This is a genomic window from Planktothrix serta PCC 8927 (assembly GCF_900010725.2).
In the GTDB taxonomy this organism is placed as follows: domain Bacteria; phylum Cyanobacteriota; class Cyanobacteriia; order Cyanobacteriales; family Microcoleaceae; genus Planktothrix; species Planktothrix serta.
In genome coordinates this window covers 1-13,828 of sequence record NZ_LR734843.1, presented here as the reverse complement: position 1 = coordinate 13,828, position 13,828 = coordinate 1, and the positions used below count along the sequence as shown (strand labels likewise).

Here is a 13,828-nt window from a genome sequence, read left to right as displayed (position 1 = left end):
ACTAACGACAGAGCCAGGGACTAGCTACGCATCCAACAGGGTGTCTTGACTCAAAAAACGTAGTCAGTTAAGACTTAGGCTGGTCAACTATTACGTCATGTGAGGCATGAAGCCCCGTCACTTCAGTACGGGGTGCTGACGGCAAGTTATATTCCATTTTAACTTCTTCAATACTACGCTCCAACGCCGGAATCCTTGCTTGGGTTCGTGCTATAGCTCGTTCTAGTAATTGTAGCATATCAGGAGAGGCCTGATGTTGAGCTTTGGCAATTTGAAGCTGGATATTAGACAGTTGAGAGTAGGAAGATTCAGCATCTTCGGCGGCACTTTTCATTTCATCTAGTGCCGGAATCGTTACCTCTGTCTCTCCAAATAGCTCAAAAATAGTTAATTCCAAGGCTGAAGCTTCATTAACAATGTCTAACGCCTGCTGTTTTAATTGATTGATAGTTTCAGTTGTTCTTGATAGTAAATTAGCCATAATTACACCATTTTATAAGTTATTAAAATTAAAATTTAACATAAAATAGTACAATTTTTTGACAAGTATCGCTCTTTCCCCAAAAAAAGTGATAGCCCTTAAAATTAGAATAGACTAACAATATCTAATGTGTTATAATTGAATAAAACTCTACCCTAGGGAGTTTTACCTAATTTTATAATAGCTAAAAGATATGTTTTGGATTCTGAAAAACTTAATCAGCACAGATCCACAAGGATGCCTCAGTTTAAACCTCGAACCCAAGTCAACAAAGTATCGCGTTCTTATCAACGAAGCCGGACAAATTTTATTAGACCCAATAACCAATATACCTGATCGTGAACAGTGGTTGTGGCAAAACCCCCAAGCGTTAGCCTCAGTCAAGTGCGGCCTTGCACAAGCAGCTAAAGGTGAAGTACATGATTTGGGTGACTTTTCTGAGTATGCTGATTTGGAGATTGAAGAGGAATGAATTTTCGGATAGAATTTTCTTCATCAGCTAGAGATAGCTTAATTAATCTTCAAGAACTCGATGCCAAAAAATACAATAAAGTGCTGAAAACACTAGGATTAATGGCAACAAATTTACGCCATCCCAGCTTGAAAACTCATAAATACGACACATTATCAGGCCCTAATGAAGAAGAAATATTTGAGGCTTACGTCGAAAACAAAACCCCGGCAGCGTTTCGAGTATTTTGGTATTATGGCCCGGACAAAGGAGTAATCACAGTTATTGCCATTACATCTCATCCTTAAAATGCGATCGCTACCCCTGGACGACAGGATCTACAGGGCCCACCTTCAAAATTTTGTAAAGTTTTGTAAAAAAATGAGAGAATGTTTGATACCATACTTAATAAACTTTAAGCCTCAGACTCATATTCATGACTTTATTAATTGTCGGTGCGACTGGGACATTGGGTAGACAGGTAGCGCGTCGCGCTCTGGATGAAGGGTATACCGTGCGTTGTCTAGCACGCAGTTACCGAAAAGCCGCATTTTTAAAAGAATGGGGAGCCGAACTGGTTCCTGGGGATTTATGCGAACCCGAAACCTTAAAATCCGCCTTAGAAGGGGTAACGGCCGTAATTGATGCGGCAACGGCCCGTCCCACAGATTCATTAGGCATTAAGCAAGTAGACTGGGAAGGAAAAGTGGCTCTGATTCAAGCCGCAGCAGAGGCAGGAGTTGAACGGTTCATCTTCTTTTCCTTTTTGGATGCCGAGAAATATCCTCAAGTTCCCTTATTAGAAATCAAGCGCTGTACGGAACTGTTTTTAGCCGAGTCCGGTCTAAACTACACCATTTTAAAACCCTGTGGATTTTTTCAAGGGTTAATCGGTCAATACGCCATTCCCATTTTAGATAAACAAGCGGTTTGGGTTCCGGGGATGAGTTCTCCCGTTGCCTATATGGATACCCAAGATATCGCTAAATTTGCGATTAAGGCCTTATCCGTTCCTGAAACCGAGAATAGAAGTTTTCCGGTGGTGGGTTCCAAAGCCTGGACAGCCGAGGAAATTATTCGTTTGTGTGAACGACTTTCTGGTAAACAAGCTAAAATTACCCGTACCCCGACAGAAATCCTGCGTCTATTCCGTCAAGTCACACGCTGGTTTCAGTGGACTTGGAATGTGTCTGACCGTTTAGCCTTTGCGGAAGTATTAGCCAATGGTCAGTCCTTGCAAGCTCCAATGGATGAAACCTATCAAGTTTTTGGCATTGACCCCCAGGAAATCAGCAGCTTAGAGACCTATATGCAAGAATACTTTAGTCGAATTATGAAAAAACTTAAAGAATTAGAATATGAACAGGAAAAACTCAAAAAACGCAAACAAAGAAGCAATCCCTTTAAGCCCCTCTAACTCAACGCAATCGCCCAAAGACAAGGTATGCTTTAACAATTGCTAAATTTTTGTGTCCCATCAGAATTGGGATGAAAATCCCTGTTCTGAGACAGACCATGACTCTGTTTAAACTCAATTTAAGAAGACTTCGTGTGTCAAAAGTAGGGATTATTTATAATGATGCTAAACCCGCCGCTTGTCGTGCTGCGACCGAGATCAAAGACAAGCTAAAAGAGCGGGGGGTGAAGGTTTGCACTGCACCCGGAACCGGGGGAATATTGGGTTATGCAACTCAACCTCATCCTTTACACCGAACTCCCATTGATAAAATTGCCCCGGACGATTTTGATCAGGAGATGATGTTTGCGATTGTTCTCGGTGGGGATGGTACAGTTCTCTCAGCATCTCGTCAACTCGCACCTCCAGGGATTCCTTTGTTGGCGGTGAATACAGGTCACATGGGATTTTTAACCGAAACTTACCTGAATCAACTGCCTTTGGTCTTGGAACAAGTTCTTGAAGGAAACTACATCGTTGAAAACCGCACGATGATTGCGGTTGAGGTTTGTCAGGCAGACGAAGTGTTATGGGAAGCATTGTGTCTGAATGAAATGGTGTTACACCGAGAACCCATGACCTGTATGTGCCATTTTGAAATCAAAATTGGTCGTCATGCTCCGGTGGATATTGCCGCCGATGGGGTGATTATTTCTACTCCGACGGGTTCAACGGCCTATTCCTTATCCGCCGGAGGTGCGGTGGTGACACCAGGGGTAGAAGTATTGCAATTACTCCCCATCTGTCCCCATTCTCTGGCTTCACGCGCTTTAATTTATGGGGAAAAAGAACCCGTAATTATTTATCCTGCTAGTCCTAATCAGTTGGTGATGGTGGTGGATGGTAATGGAGGCTGTTATGTTCTTCCTGAATATCAGGTGAGAGTTCAGCGATCGCCCTATCATGCTAAGTTTATTCGTCTCCACCCTCCCGAATTTTTCCAGGTTCTCCGCGAAAAATTAGGCTGGGGACTTCCCCATATTGCTAAACCTACTTCTGTAGAATTACCCTAGGGAGAGGAGAAGGAGTGCTACGCCAACCTTAGCTTGCTGACTTTGAACCATCAACCGTCAACCGTCAACCATCAACCGTCAACAATCAAAAAATCAATGAGTAAGTTGGGGTTAGATCATCATCCTTCGATTTTGGTTATTGAGCCAGATGAACTGTTAGCTCAACAGATTAGCCTGGATTTGGAAGAAGCGGGTTATTATCCGATTGTGGTCAATAATGGAACAGCAGGCTTAGATCAGGTAAGGGAATTACAACCTGCATTAATTGTGATTGACCGACTTTTGGGGGGAGAGTCAGGACTGTCTATCTGCCGTCATTTGCGGGATTTGGGAACTCGCACTCCTCTATTAGTATTAATGGCAAAAGATGCCATCGAAGATCGCATCGCCTGTTTAGAGTCGGGGGCGGATGACTATTGTTTAAAACCCTATCGGACAGAAACTTTTTTAGAACTGGTGAATCTCTATTTGCAACCTGCGACTAGCAATAATGAACAATTGCGGTTTGGGGAGTTAGTCTTAGATTTAGCCACCCGTCGGGCGTTTCGCAATGGTAGAACGATTGATCTAACCATGAAGGAGTATGAGTTACTCAAATATTTAATGGAACATCCACGCGAAGTTTTAACCCGTGAACAAATTTTAGAGAATGTCTGGGGTTATGACTTTCTGGGAGAGTCTAATGTTATAGAAGTTTACATTCGTTATTTACGACTCAAAATTGAAGACGAAGGGGAAAAACGCCTAATTCAAACCGTTCGAGGCGTTGGATATGTCCTTAGAGATGGTTGACTGTTGGCTGTTGACGGTTGAGTGTTAACGGTTGACTGTTGACGGTTGACGCTTCAAAGTCAGCAAGCAAGAACGCTCCCACTCCTTCCCTTCCCTTCTCTTCTCTTCTCCCCCTGCTCCTCTTCTGCTTCTGTTCCCTGCTCCTCTTCTGCTTCTGTTCCCTGTTCCCTGTTCCCTGTTCCCTCTTAAAAAAATATACCAAAGTTGCCGAAGATGCTGTATGATCTTTTGTCGCTGAGGATACGGATTTTTTGAGAAGGTTGAACATTCAACTGTTAATACGATTTGAGGGGGTTTAATCTTGGCTTCTATCCCAACGGCCTTAATATCGATGAGCCTTGGGGTGATCGGTATTTTATTGGTTAGCTGTTCATCTCTGTTTTCATCGGTTTCAACAGCACAACCCTTGAGCTTAGAAACTGCGGTTTCTCAGTCTCTTGTACAAACCCCAAATAATCAGGGTCAAATGTTACCCATTACGGCTCAAGCCAAAATAGGGGGCCAAGAGATTCAGCTTGAAGTCGCTCAAGCCCCCCATCAGCAAGCATTAGGCTTAATGTATAGAACTGATTTAGCTGATGATCGGGGAATGTTATTTCCCTTTGATCGACCTCGCGTTGTGGGATTTTGGATGAAAAACTGCAAAATTCCCCTAGATATGCTTTTTATCCGTAATGGAGTTGTTCAAGCCATTCAAGTTAGTGCTCCTCCTTGTCAACAGGAACCTTGTCCCACTTATGGCCCCGATCTGGCGGTGGATCAGGTGATTGAACTACGGGGCGGACGTTCTCAGGAATTAGGTGTAAAAGTGGGCGATCGCATCCCGATCACAGTCCTGAATTCTCAGCAATAAGCCTTAAGTTTAAAAAACTTTACAAAAGTTCATGTAATTTGTTAAAACTTTAATGATATCGTCTACACAACAGTAGACAAATTTGCTAACCTGTTTATTCCAGCACTGTTAAGCGGATCAGCAGTTAACTCTAAACAGTTGATTTATTCTTTTTAGGTGTGAGGAGACACAAGCAAGCCAAGGAATCATCCACGACAATCGATTTGCGGTTGTCAAGGCTAATCTTGAGTCAAGTTCGCTTCAGTGAACGAAGTAGGGTTGAATAACAATGACACTGTGACTCTAAAGTTTAGAGTTTCGTGATTTCTCTCGTTTGACAGGGAAACCGTTCTGTCGGTAGACAGATTAATTTTAATAGCTTCACCTGTTCTACTGGTTAGTAATTCCTTGAGAAAGCTAACCTGTGACAGAACATAATGTGGCTACTCATTAATTATGCGGAATTTTAATCGCAACTAATGTAGATGCGTGAGGAGAAAACTGAAGGAACGATCGGATAAAATTGCGATCGTTTTCAGACAACTCAATAGTCCCAAATTAATGTTCTGAAGTTAGCAAATTCAGACTTTATAAGCATCTCAATTTATAACAAAAGGCCATCAGCCCCCGTTTATCAAAAAACATTTTTTAATCCCTGGATGGATTTTATATTAGGAGGTGAATGTTAAAATGACACCAATCAATTACTCTCGGTTTATCCGTTTTTTACAAGATGATTTATCTCTTTCTCCTGACTCAATTGCCATGGCAGAACGAGCCAATCATCCGGCGGAATCTCAACATAAATATCTCGATGCGAGTCCGGTATCTATGACCCTGTGGCAATATGGTTTAGTCACATTGGAACAGTTAGATAAAATCTTTGACTGGTTAGAAACCGCTTAAGTAGGATGGGCTTCGCCCATCTTACAATTTTCCCCTTAATTATCAAGAAGGTGGGCATAGCCCACCCTACAATTAAGGAAAAATTAGCTCAAATTTCCTTAAGATTCTGCTAACACACGAGCCGCAGCAGCCACACCCGCACCGGGAGTAAACCCTTCATAACCGAGTTCACGCAACGCTGCTTCTAAAGATGCGATCGCAGCGAGAATATCTCGATCACTGACAAATCCTAAGTGACCAATACGGAAAATTTTGCCCTTGAGATGATCCTGTCCTCCGGCTAAAACAATATCGAATTTCTTCTTAACAACAGCCCGGATATCTTCGGCATTTAAGCCTTCAGGCGGAGCAACGGCTGTAATTGCAGGACTCGCACATTCATCGGCTGCAAATAACGATAATCCTAAAGCTTTAACCGCTTCCCGGCTAATTTTAGTTAACCGTTGATGACGAGCAAAAATATTCTCTAGCCCTTCTTTTTTCATCATTTGTAAAGTGACTTGTAACGCAAAAAACAAGTTCACTGGAGGGGTAAAGGGAGTTGTATTTTTCTGGGTAGATTTGCGATATAAACCCAAATCTAAATAGTAACGAGGGAGGTTAGCAGTTTTGTAGGCTTCCCAAGCTTTATCACTCACCGAAACAAACCCTAAACCTGGGGGAATCATATACCCTTTTTGAGAACCGGAAGCGACAACATCCAGACCCCATTCATCGATGGGAAGATTAACCGCCCCTAAGCTAGTGACTGCATCGACAATCATTAACGCACCATGAGCTTTAACATGGCGATTAACGGTTTCTAAATCGTTAATCACACCCGTCGAGGTTTCGCTGTGGGTGAGAATAACGGCTTTAATTTCTTTGTTGGTATCCGCTTCTAATTTCGCCCGGAATTGTTCAGGGTCGAGAGGTTGTCCCCATTCAGCCGTTACGGTATCTACGTCTAAGCCGTAGGCGGTAGCAACTTCGGCCCAACGTTCTCCGAATTTACCATTACAACCGCATAACACCTTTTCCCCCCGACTGAGGAAATTAATAATTCCGGCTTCCATTGCCCCAGTACCACTGGCGGTTAAAATCTGGACATCATTTTGGGTTTGGTGTAACCATTTCAGGTTTTCCGTCACCTCCGCCATGATTTTGCTAAAATCGCCACTGCGATGTCCGATGGGGTGTTTGGACAGGGCTAATAACGCCTGTTCAGGAACGGGGGTCGGCCCCGGAATCATCAACATTAATTTATCGTCCATAGTCTGTTTTCACTCTTTATGGGTTTGGTGTTCTGCGTGAGTCACAGAAGGAACATTGTCCCTCAAAATTGCAACTCAATTCTCAATTCTTAATTCTTAATTCAACCCTTTATCCTTCTGGGAAATTAATCCGTTTGGGATTAACTTCATTCAAAGACCAGCAATAGTCTACAGGTAGATGGGCTTGAACACAGCTTTGCTCTAATTGCTTGTTTGACATCCGCCCCGCCGTAAACGGACGGGGATTCCATCTATTTAAGTAGATCAAAAATTGACAACTGCTTAAATTCTGGTGGGGTAATAATCAACTGATCAATCTTCTCGTATTGAGGAGAGTTACGTTGGACTGCAAACCTCGTTTTTTGTTCTAGAAATTGCAGGAGCAGTTCATCATGAACATAAGCGGGAAGAGGAATTGGTTCCATCAACTTTAACTATATCTCCAGTAAACCAGACTGCATGATCGATTGAAAGTCGAGGGCTTCAATGGGGTTAAAAATGATCTCAAGATGAGAATATTTAACTCAGGAAATTGGGTTTTCCTGGCGTTTCCCTATCATATCACTAAGTGGCAATCAGTTGATTTAATGCAATACCTGGATCAGGTTGTTTCATCAAAGATTCTCCCATCAAAACGGCTCTCGCCCCGGCTTGGGTGACTAAACTTAGATCTTCACGGGTATGGAGTCCTGATTCACTCACCACTAAAATATCACGGGATTGTAATTCAGAATGTCGGCTGTGTAACAATTGGCAAGTGGTTTGTAAATCAACGGAGAAATCTTGTAAATTGCGGTTATTAATCCCAATTAAGTTAACGCCATCTAGGGTTAATACCCGATCTAATTCTTCGAGGGTATGGACTTCTATTAAGGCGGTCATTCCCAAAACTTTCGCAATTTTGAGAAAATATTGTAAGTCTTGATCAGACAAAACCGCAGCAATTAATAAAACCGCATCTGCTCCATAAGATCGAGCTAAATAAATTTGATAGGGATAGATGACAAAATCTTTACAAAGTAAGGGTAAATCAACAACATCCCGAACTTTGGATAAGTTATCAAAACTCCCTTGAAAGAATTTTTTATCGGTTAAAACTGATAGACAACTCGCGCCTCCTTGTTGATAGGATTTTGCGATCGCAACGGGGTCAAAATCTTCTCGAATTACTCCTTTACTAGGGGAGGCTTTTTTGACTTCAGCGATCACCGCAGGTTGAGTTTGACTCTGTTTTAAGGCTTCAAAAAAGTTACGCGGGGTAGAAATAGTATCGACTTTTTGCTTTAATTTTTCTAGGGGTAAACGTTCCCGGAGGTCGGTAATTTCTTTTTCTTTATACCAAACAATTTCTTCTAAAATATTCTGAGGTTCTGCACCAGGGATAGCAACCTGATAGCGTAAGCTTAACACTTCAACGGCGGGATTGGGCTGACGACGACGAATAAAGACCATAGAAGTTGAGGAGGTTGATTGTTTAACTCGACTTTCTTCAATTTAAGCATAAAATGTGTTATAATTTGATCTATAATCGAAAATAGGGTATTAATTCAGGCAATTAGGATAAAACTGCATAACCAGAGCTAGAAAGCTAGAGCTTTACAATAAAAATATGCACATCAAGGAAATTCAGATTAAAAACTTTAAATCTTTTCAAGATGTCAAGATTCAATTAAATTCTGATATCAATATTTTTACTGGTAAAAATAATTCAGGTAAAACAACTATTCTGGAAGTCGTTTCTCTGTGGCATGAATGCTTTAATAAATTGATTCGTCAGGCAGGGCGAGGAACTACAAACTATAGAAGAGGAGATTATATTCTGGGGAATACTCAGGAAAAATATTTCCCTTTTGAAGAAATCAATAGCGTTTGTAATCCTAATTTTGAAGATATTTTTTATCAATGTGATAAAACTAAAAAAATAGAAATTTATACAGAATTAGAAAATCAAGATGAACAGATAAAAATAGGGTTTAAAATCGGAGCTTCTGGATTAAATTATATTATTGAACTCATTAATTTTAAGACTTATGACTTTGAAAAGTTTAATAGCTTTTTTAGGAATTTGCCTTACCCTATAGGATTATACTACGCTTCCCCTGTGTTAGCCATTCGTCAACGAGAGAAATTTGTGACTCCTCCTCAACTTCGAGAAGTGATTCAAAAGAGAGAGTCGGCAACGGTACTGCGTAATCGTTTATATTCTTTATACCATCAGCAACAAGATTTATCATTATATAATAATTTTATTTCTGATTTGTCTTATATTTTGTTTAATAATCAAGAACAAATCGAGTTTTTTACTTCCAGCGATATTCAGAAAGATACTAGGGTAATTGTCAATTACAAACTCAATAGTAGAGATAGCGAGAAAGATATTGCTTTATTGGGAAGTGGTACATTACAGATTATAGAAATTTTGTTAAATTTATATTATTATGAACAGAGAACTGATATGAATCTGGTTTTGCTTGATGAACCGGATAGTCATATTCACAGGGATATTCAACAGCGTTTACTAGAAATACTCACGAGGTTTTCTAACCAAAATCAATTATTAATCACGACCCATAATGAAGCCATCATTCGGCATTCATCCCTAAATCATTTATTTCATTTAGATCAAAATAGTGCAGAAAATTATTATAAACCCCTGAGTCATACTGAAATCCAGAGGTTAGGCGAGCGTTTTAAGGGTATTTATCCGATTCCGACAAATCCTATCATCAGTTCTTTAGGAAGTCCCAATGGTTTAGACTTTATTAATGCTATTGAAGCTGATCACTTAATTTTTGTGGAAGGTGAAGATGATGCTAGAGCAATTGATTTGCTTTTGCAAAAAAGTGTATCTCCTAGAAATACGAAAAAATATGTTTTTTGGGTATTAAATGGAATTAGCCATGTTTTTAAAGAAATACTACACTATAAAACAGTTTTTTCTGCTATCAAAAATACTAGAACTCTCTGGGAAAAATCTGTTTTAATTATAGATAGGGATTTTTTGATAGATGAAGATTGTGTAAAACTTGCTCAACAAATGGAAGTAAAACTAGGTTTAAAAACTTATATTCCACAAGCTTATACGTTTGAAGCGATTTTGCTGATGAAATTAGATTTACTCAGTCGTTTATTAGTCAAATGGATTAAAAATAAGTATTCCCAGGATATCGATCAAGAAGAACTTTTGAGATTTTTGAATACTGCATATCAGAATATAAGACACGATTTAGAAGAAAAATATTTTAATGATGAATGTCTTAAGGAAACAGCGCACAAATATATAGCGATTAAACAAAGTCTGAATACAATATTCAACTATAAATTTATTACTAAAAATGAAGTTGATCTCACTATTTTATGTAAAAACTATATCAAAAATACTCTGGAAAATCAAGAGTATTTTAAACTCACTAGAAAAGAAGATGTTGAAAAAATATTAAATGAAGCTTTACAAGTGTATAGTATTTCATTTAATATAGAAACTGATTTTCTGGATTTACTTAAAACTGTAGATAGATCAGTTTGGTTTGAAGAGTGGAACTTTCTAAGAACACTGTAAAATATTAACTTTTGGATAAAATTAAACCCTTCAACTTTATCCTAACTTTTGGGTAACTCTGGAATCCCCCGCCGTTCACGGCGGGGAGGATGTTATAATAATCCTGATAGTTCATAGAGTCTTCTAACTAACGCTAAAATTTGATCGCCGTAGGTGGGGTCGTCTGACCATCTACCACTTAATTGTTGTAGATAGGGGGCGATTCCTCTGGTGACAAATTCAAACCGAGGATCGACAATATCTTGTACTAAAGGTTCATGACTGGCGTAGGCTTTTAAATGTTGAATATGTGCTCTAATTCCGATTTCGGCTGTGGGGAAAGATGCGCTTTCAGAAGCTCCTCCTAAACTTCCTAAACCCCCAAAATTATTTTGTTCGGGTTTAAGGATTCCTCCAAATTGTAAAAAGTGGGTTTCTAAACACATTTGACAAAAGGCAATATCATGATTAACCCCTTCAATACTGGCTTCTTCTCGATAGAGTTTGGCAATTTGAGGAACAGTATTGATCAGATCAGAATCATGGGTTTTGATAAACATAATCAGTTGAACTTCTGTGGTTAACCCATTGCCCATAATCTGATCCATTTGACTATTATAGGGACGAATATTAGAACGCAAAACCACACTGCGATTGGGATTATCCCAAGTTACAGAAATGCCCAAATTTCTTAAATCAATCGCGCGAATATAAACAATATTATTGTATCGAAGTCTTCTCACTCTATTAGAAATTTGAGAGAGGTTTAATCCTAATTTATCGACTAAATCAATCGGAATAAACGCATTTCCATTGACTAAAATTCCATTTTCTCCATAGCGCCGACCATTAATATTAATCCCAATAGAACCATAAACGGGTGTACCTGGCGGAACAGTTGGAATAGGGCTTATAGCGCCGTTATTTAACCAAGTAATCAGTCCATTAGTAATTCCAATGGCAATATCTCGTCGTCGGCTTTGAATTAAAGCGCGATCGGTGGGATTTGTTAGAAATCCTAATTCCATATAGAGGGAAGGAATTGCAATCCAACGGGTAAAAATTAAACTTCCTAATCCCGTTTCGGTGTCCGGTTTTGCTCCTCGATTCGGAAGTTGAGGAACTTGTTGCAAAAGGGATAATAACAGAGATTCTGCATCTTTTTTGCGTTGAGAATTTCCAGCTATATAAAAAGCAGTTACTCCCCGAATTGAAGGATTAGAAGAACCTCCTGTTTGTATTTCTAACGCAATATCTCCGAATTGAGAATGAGCATTAATCCAATCAATCGTTTGAGTTTGGCTGAGATCATCAGGAACTACAATCACTTGAAACCCCCTCGAACGCAATTCGCTGACGACTAAATCCCGAATGCGAATCATTTCTTGGGCTTCCGTTGTCCCTCCTGCTATAGTACCGGGATCTCTTACACCATTTTCAAATCCTCCATGACCTGCGGATAAAAAAATTCGTCCCATTGTTTAAGCTCTCGATTTCAAGTTTAATATTAAGGGTGATTTCGTGATTAAATTTTTGATTCCCTTTATGGTTTTACACTGCAATGAGGCGTTTGTCACCCTTGCTGACCCTAAAATGGAAATTTTGGTTGAGTTTTATGCTCAATTCTTGGGAATACAACCCCTAAACCATATTCCCCATCGTTATGCAGAATTTCAATTACCGAGTTTAAGATTGGGAATTTTTCAACCCAAATCTTCCCATGTTTCTGAATTTTATTCTCAGGGGAAAACAGGGATGAGTTTGTGTTTGGAAGTGCAGAATTTAGAAGAAGCGATCGCCCATTTACAAGTTCTTGGATATCCACCTCCTGGAAAAATTATAACCGCTTCTCATGGTCGGGAAATTTATGCCTATGATCCGATGGGAAACCGTTTAATTTTATATCAAATTCATGCCAGTAGTTCAGAAAACTAAATCAATCAGAGTATAAACACTCAGCATTAATAATAATATTGCCAGGGCTTGGGTTAATTGGAGATGAGGGGAAGGAATTAGAGCTTCTCGAATTAACATCGACGTTGATGAGCCCACAACATAACTGAGACAAAGGACTAAATAGGGCCATTGATCAGTTAAAGTCCAGAGGAATAGTAACAAAATTCCTAACAGTAACATTAGTACCTCAACAAACTGAGGTGGGTTATATTGGGTTGAAAAAACTAAGGTTTGCCACCAAATACGCCAACTTCTCATAACGATCAATCATGAACGGTGAATCGTTATTTATTTTAGCCAGATTTGTTGTTGCAAATACGATAAGGCTGTTTCTGTTTCAACTTGTTCAAATTCTTCATAAAACCGACTGACACTGAGAAACGGATGGGGAGTTTTTAACACAATAACGCGATCGCACCATTGCTGCATATAGGGAATTAATTCTAGGGGCGCGAGGGGGACACAAATCCAAATCGCCAAGGGTTGATGAACTTTTAACGCCTTCGCAGCAACGGCCATCGTCATTCCGGTCGCAATTCCATCATCTACAATTAGTGCTAATGCGCCTTGAGGGTTGACATCAGGACAACTGGGAGATAAATTATCCCAGGCTTGTTTGGCTTTCGTCTGAGCCTCTTGTAACATCCTCTGTTGAAGACTAAAATTAGGGGGTTTTCGTTTTGACCACAGCACATAACCATCGGATGTGACCCCACCCAAAGCCAATTCTGGGTTATCGGGGAGGGTGATTTTTTTGGCCACAATTACACTCAAAGGAGACTGTAAACGTTCAGCAATGGGGAAAGCAACGGGTACACCCCCACGCGGTAAAGCATAAACAACGATTTTCCTGTCCTCCTTCGGGTGCTCCAAACTCATCTGTAACAAAATTTCTTTTGCTAATTCCTGACCCGCATGAGTTCGATCTCTAAATAGGGGTGTGAATAACATCTGCAAGCCCTCGGCAATCGCATCACCTCTATATTGACCGTTGTAGGGGAGAGTTGCAACTTCAGAAATTCCCAGTGCAATTAAAATGGTGTTAGTTGACTGGGTACGGGCGGGGTAACCCATCAGTGTCAACTTAAGCCGAAAACCTCTGAATTATAGCCCAGATTAGATCCCCCTAAATCCCCCTTAAAAAGGGGGA

General features: G+C 40.1%; 16 protein-coding genes. 9 read left to right on the top strand and 7 right to left on the bottom strand.

Annotated elements, in window-relative coordinates:
* Positions 1 to 67 precede the first annotated feature (67 nt).
* The gene (locus tag PL8927_RS05060; RefSeq protein ID WP_197047323.1) at positions 68 to 481 is read right to left on the bottom strand and encodes a hypothetical protein; all 414 of its coding nucleotides are present in this window, start codon (positions 479 to 481) and stop codon (positions 68 to 70) included.
* A gap of 193 nt (positions 482 to 674) precedes the next feature.
* Here PL8927_RS05060 and PL8927_RS05055 point away from each other — a divergent pair, with 193 nt between their 5' ends.
* The 7 genes from PL8927_RS05055 (at position 675) to PL8927_RS05025 (ending at position 5,931) form a co-directional block, all read left to right on the top strand.
* A complete protein-coding gene (locus PL8927_RS05055) occupies positions 675 to 953 on the top strand; it encodes a hypothetical protein (RefSeq protein ID WP_083618270.1) in 279 nt (92 codons plus the stop codon).
* Complete coding sequence (locus tag PL8927_RS05050) at positions 950 to 1,240, top strand: hypothetical protein (RefSeq protein ID WP_083618265.1); 291 nt, start codon at positions 950 to 952, stop codon at positions 1,238 to 1,240. Before PL8927_RS05055 ends, PL8927_RS05050 begins: the two co-directional genes overlap by 4 nt.
* A 128-nt stretch (positions 1,241 to 1,368) precedes the next feature.
* Positions 1,369 to 2,349: an SDR family oxidoreductase gene (locus PL8927_RS05045; RefSeq protein ID WP_083618263.1), complete on the top strand. Its 981-nt coding sequence runs from the start codon at positions 1,369 to 1,371 to the stop codon at positions 2,347 to 2,349.
* A 134-nt stretch (positions 2,350 to 2,483) separates the two neighbouring features.
* On the top strand, positions 2,484 to 3,401 hold the full coding sequence (locus PL8927_RS05040; RefSeq protein ID WP_083618276.1) for an NAD(+) kinase: 918 nt from the start codon (positions 2,484 to 2,486) through the stop codon (positions 3,399 to 3,401).
* 96 nt (positions 3,402 to 3,497) lie between these two features.
* Entirely contained in the window at positions 3,498 to 4,193 is a 696-nt protein-coding gene (nblR, locus tag PL8927_RS05035; RefSeq protein WP_083618275.1) for a response regulator transcription factor NblR, read from the top strand.
* A 301-nt stretch (positions 4,194 to 4,494) separates the two neighbouring features.
* Positions 4,495 to 5,046, top strand: coding sequence for a DUF192 domain-containing protein (locus tag PL8927_RS05030; RefSeq protein ID WP_231505916.1), 552 nt, complete (start codon positions 4,495 to 4,497; stop codon positions 5,044 to 5,046).
* A gap of 669 nt (positions 5,047 to 5,715) precedes the next feature.
* Entirely contained in the window at positions 5,716 to 5,931 is a 216-nt protein-coding gene (locus tag PL8927_RS05025) for a DUF2949 domain-containing protein (RefSeq protein ID WP_083618257.1), read from the top strand.
* A gap of 98 nt (positions 5,932 to 6,029) precedes the next feature.
* Here PL8927_RS05025 and PL8927_RS05020 read toward each other — a convergent pair whose 3' ends face one another.
* From PL8927_RS05020 to trpC, 3 genes are all read right to left on the bottom strand, one after another.
* Complete coding sequence (locus tag PL8927_RS05020; RefSeq protein ID WP_083618255.1) at positions 6,030 to 7,184, bottom strand: pyridoxal-phosphate-dependent aminotransferase family protein; 1,155 nt, start codon at positions 7,182 to 7,184, stop codon at positions 6,030 to 6,032.
* Between the two features lie 251 nt (positions 7,185 to 7,435).
* Positions 7,436 to 7,609, bottom strand: coding sequence for a DUF5340 family protein (locus PL8927_RS28375; protein ID WP_231505915.1), 174 nt, complete (start codon positions 7,607 to 7,609; stop codon positions 7,436 to 7,438).
* 139 nt (positions 7,610 to 7,748) lie between these two features.
* On the bottom strand, positions 7,749 to 8,636 hold the full coding sequence (trpC, locus tag PL8927_RS05010) for an indole-3-glycerol phosphate synthase TrpC (RefSeq protein WP_083618253.1): 888 nt from the start codon (positions 8,634 to 8,636) through the stop codon (positions 7,749 to 7,751).
* A gap of 157 nt (positions 8,637 to 8,793) precedes the next feature.
* Between trpC and PL8927_RS05005 the strand changes: the two genes are divergently transcribed.
* On the top strand, positions 8,794 to 10,743 hold the full coding sequence (locus PL8927_RS05005; protein WP_083618251.1) for an ATP-dependent nuclease: 1,950 nt from the start codon (positions 8,794 to 8,796) through the stop codon (positions 10,741 to 10,743).
* 92 nt (positions 10,744 to 10,835) lie between these two features.
* Here the strand turns inward: PL8927_RS05005 and tftA are convergent, their stop codons facing one another.
* Positions 10,836 to 12,200, bottom strand: coding sequence for a hormogonium tapered terminus morphoprotein TftA (gene tftA / locus PL8927_RS05000; protein WP_083618249.1), 1,365 nt, complete (start codon positions 12,198 to 12,200; stop codon positions 10,836 to 10,838).
* Positions 12,201 to 12,267: 67 nt separating this feature from the next.
* Between tftA and PL8927_RS04995 the strand changes: the two genes are divergently transcribed.
* Positions 12,268 to 12,657, top strand: a complete 390-nt coding sequence (locus PL8927_RS04995; RefSeq protein ID WP_083618274.1) for a VOC family protein — start codon at positions 12,268 to 12,270, stop codon at positions 12,655 to 12,657.
* On the opposite strand, the gene PL8927_RS04990 is transcribed toward PL8927_RS04995, so the two are convergent.
* Together PL8927_RS04990 and PL8927_RS04985 are read right to left on the bottom strand one after the other, a co-directional pair.
* Positions 12,646 to 12,936, bottom strand: a complete 291-nt coding sequence (locus PL8927_RS04990; RefSeq protein WP_083618248.1) for a hypothetical protein — start codon at positions 12,934 to 12,936, stop codon at positions 12,646 to 12,648. The two genes, PL8927_RS04995 and PL8927_RS04990, sit on opposite strands and share 12 nt — an antisense overlap.
* Positions 12,937 to 12,966: 30 nt before the next feature.
* On the bottom strand, positions 12,967 to 13,752 hold the full coding sequence (locus tag PL8927_RS04985; protein ID WP_407947373.1) for a phosphoribosyltransferase: 786 nt from the start codon (positions 13,750 to 13,752) through the stop codon (positions 12,967 to 12,969).
* Positions 13,753 to 13,828 lie beyond the last annotated feature (76 nt).